The sequence below is a fragment of the Acidimicrobiales bacterium genome (genome assembly GCA_036270875.1).
GTDB lineage: Bacteria > Actinomycetota > Acidimicrobiia > Acidimicrobiales > AC-9 > AC-9.
In genome coordinates, this window is the sequence record DATBBR010000081.1 from 1 (window position 1) to 2,821 (window position 2,821).

The 2,821-nt window shown below is 68.5% G+C and carries 5 protein-coding genes and 3 tRNA genes; 4 read left to right on the top strand and 4 right to left on the bottom strand.

The annotated features are described in order from the left end of the window. From VH112_09765 to VH112_09780, 4 genes are all read left to right on the top strand, one after another. A partial coding sequence (locus VH112_09765) for a helix-turn-helix domain-containing protein (GenBank protein ID HEX4540520.1) occupies positions 1 to 301 on the top strand: 301 nt, incomplete at its 5' end. A gap of 92 nt (positions 302 to 393) precedes the next feature. Next, the gene (locus VH112_09770; protein ID HEX4540521.1) at positions 394 to 585 is read left to right on the top strand and encodes a hypothetical protein; all 192 of its coding nucleotides are present in this window, start codon (positions 394 to 396) and stop codon (positions 583 to 585) included. A gap of 5 nt (positions 586 to 590) precedes the next feature. Further along, on the top strand, positions 591 to 1,040 hold the full coding sequence (locus VH112_09775; GenBank protein ID HEX4540522.1) for an STAS domain-containing protein: 450 nt from the start codon (positions 591 to 593) through the stop codon (positions 1,038 to 1,040). 86 nt (positions 1,041 to 1,126) lie between these two features. Continuing rightward, a complete protein-coding gene (locus VH112_09780) occupies positions 1,127 to 1,771 on the top strand; it encodes a response regulator transcription factor (GenBank protein HEX4540523.1) in 645 nt (214 codons plus the stop codon). Between the two features lie 166 nt (positions 1,772 to 1,937). Here VH112_09780 and VH112_09785 read toward each other — a convergent pair. From VH112_09785 to VH112_09800, 4 genes are all read right to left on the bottom strand, one after another. After that, a tRNA-Phe gene (locus tag VH112_09785) sits at positions 1,938 to 2,010 on the bottom strand. A gap of 31 nt (positions 2,011 to 2,041) precedes the next feature. Next, positions 2,042 to 2,116 (bottom strand) — tRNA-Asp (locus VH112_09790). A gap of 38 nt (positions 2,117 to 2,154) precedes the next feature. Further along, positions 2,155 to 2,227 (bottom strand) — tRNA-Glu (locus VH112_09795). A 26-nt stretch (positions 2,228 to 2,253) separates the two neighbouring features. Beyond that, a partial coding sequence (locus VH112_09800; protein HEX4540524.1) for a hypothetical protein occupies positions 2,254 to 2,821 on the bottom strand: 568 nt, incomplete at its 5' end.

Here is a 2,821-nt window from a genome sequence, read left to right on the forward strand (position 1 = left end):
CCAGATCGGACAGCAGGTGGCCTGCAACGGCCTCCACTCGATCGAGGAGCGCTGCGCCCGCTGGATGCTGCTCACCCACGACCGGGTGGGCTCGGACGAGTTCCCCCTCACCCAGGAGTTCCTGGCCCAGATGCTCGGCGTCCGCCGCCCCTCGGTAACGCTGGTGGCGGGCATCCTCCAGCAGGCCGGCTTTATCCGGTTCCGCCGGGGCAGGATCACCATCACCGACCGCCGCGGGCTCGAGGGCGCGTCGTGTGGTTGCTATGCGGTCCTGAGAGAGGTCTTCGACCGGCTCGTCTGAGCCGGCTGCCTGCTCTGTACGGTAGCTGACATAAGCTGGTACGGTTGACGCGGTTGGCACTCTCCGAGCTGACTGGCAGGGGGCGGAGGCCCATGCTCGACGAGCAGACCGCACAACAGATCCGCGAGCTGGCTGTGGGCTCCCACCTGCTGGAGGCCAAGGTCAGACGGGCCATCCTCGGCCAACTGGATGCCCAGGCCAGCCAAGTGGTCGGGGCCAAGGAGATCCTTGACCTCGCCGAGGCCTTCGCCTGGACCACCAATCCCGGCCAGGACCACGGCTGAGGGGCATGGCGTCAAGGCCGGCCCCGTTCAGTCTGAGGACGACAGTGCGCGATGGCCTCGCCGTCGTGGCTGTGGCCGGAGAGCTCGACTGCGCCACGGCTCCCCAGCTGAGCACCGTGCTCGACGGCCTGGCCGAGCCAGGTCGGGTGATCCTCGTCGATCTCAGCGACACCGAGTTCATGGACTGCGCGGGTGTCGGCGCGCTCGCGAGATCTTACGAGCACCAGTGTCAGCTGGGCGGCGAGCTTCTCCTGGACTCCCCATCGCGAGCGGTGTGCAGAGTGCTCGAACGCACGCATCTCGACAAGATGATCACGGTTCTCCACGGCGTCGTCGGCCCTGCGGCGGTACCGTGGAGTGACACGCATGGGGGGACGAGCTCTAGCGCCTTTCTCGGATCGGACTCCTGTTTCGCCCTTTGTGCTCTAGCCGAAGGGTCACGGTGGGACCTCTGACCGGCTCCGATGGGCTACTGACCACACGATCGCCCGCGCTGGCGACGGGCCAGCCTCCGCAGAGCTCCGAAGATGGTGACCGCCCGGTGCGCGTCGTCCTGGTCGGCGGCGACGAGATCATCGTCGAGGGCCTGCAGGGGATACTGGCTTCGCACCAAGACCGCGTCGATGTAGTTGGCCGCGCGCCCGCCACCGAGGACGCGCTCTCGGCGGCGATCCGGTTGGACGCCGACGTCGTGCTGGTCGACCTCCACATCAAGGGGACCAGCGCGCTCGAGCTTGCGGCCAAGATGGTGGCGGAGAAGCCGCCATTTCGGGTCGTGATCTTCACCGACGACACCGACGAGCGCCGGCTGTTCGAGGCCCTCCGTCTGGGCATCTCGGGGTACCTGCTCAAGTCGCTGAGCGGGGAACAGCTCGCGGATCACCTCGCGCGCGTTGACCACGGCGAAGTCGTGGTGGACCCGACCATGGCGACTCGCATCGCCGTACGGGCCGCCCGGCACGGTGACGGTCGGACGTGGCCGGGCGGCCAGATAGGCCTGTCCCGGCGCGAGAGTGAAGTGCTGAGCCTGCTCGTCGACGGGCTGAGCAACCGGCTGATCGCCGCCGAGCTGATCGTGGGCGAGGAGACGGTGAAGACCCACCTGAGATCCATCTATCGCAAGCTCGGCGTGAACGATCGTGCCCAGGCAGTGGCCACCGCCCTGCGACAGGGCATGTTCACCTGACCGCCTGCGGCCTTTGCCCGTCTGTCGGTCCGAACTACACGAAGAACCTCCGAGGATGGCTCCGCTGTCAGGAGTGTTGGGAGAAGTGAACTTCACCGTTACGACGACAGCGTCGACCGTGATTGCCAACGAGTCCGCATAGACCCTGAACAGGTATTTCAAGCAGTGGTCGGGCGCGGCATCGATCCGCGGACCTCACGCTTTTCAGGCGCGCGCTCTACCAACTGAGCTACCCGACCGCGGGCGTGACCCTACCGCGTGGGGCCTGGGCGGACCTGACGGGATTTGAACCCGCGACCTCCGGCTTGACAGGCCGGCGTGCACTCCAAACTGCACCACAGGTCCCTGGCTGACAGCGGGGCCCAAGCCCCGATGAATCCGCGCACCCCCAACGGGATTCGAACCCGTGCTACCGCCTTGAAAGGGCGGCGTCCTGGGCCGCTAGACGATGGGGGCTCGAGCTGCCCACGGGCCCTGCGAGCCTAGCAGGCTGGCCTACCCGGCTCGCCGGTCAGCACCCACTCGGTACCGTTCGGACCGTCTCTCACCTCGACGCCGAGCTCGGCCAGCCGGTCCCGTGCGACATCGGCGTCGTGCCAGCGCCCATCGGCGCGGGCCTCGGCCCGGAAGCCGAGCACGGCCTCCACAAACGGGCCGACCACCTGGCGAGGGTCCCGCGCCCCCACCTCCGCCAGCTGGCCCAACCGAACCACCATTGCGCGCAACGCGGCCCGTCCGCGGTCCAGCTCGTCGGACTGGAGCGTGTCGCGGGACCAGGCTTGCAGCTCCTGGTCGAGATCCAGGACGGCCTTCACGGCCGACTCGACGGCCCGTTCGTGGAGGCCGTGCTCGGCTTCCGGGCCGAGGCCCGCGCCGATGGGCGCTGGCACGACGCCGATGTCGCACGGGACCAGCTGGCCGAGCTCGGCGTCGAGGTGAGAGACGGTCCGAACGGTACCGAGTGGGTGCTGACCGGCGAGCCGGGTAGGCCAGCCTGCTAGGCTCGCAGGGCCCGTGGGCAGCTCGAGCCCCCATCGTCTAGCGGCCCAG

Bases quoted from the DNA above. Each gene is read 5' to 3' on its own strand.
- VH112_09775 (HEX4540522.1), top strand. From the start codon at position 591: ATGGCGTCAAGGCCGGCCCCGTTCAGTCTGAGGACGACAGTGCGCGAT.
- VH112_09770 (HEX4540521.1), top strand. From the start codon at position 394: ATGCTCGACGAGCAGACCGCACAACAGATCCGCGAGCTGGCTGTGGGC.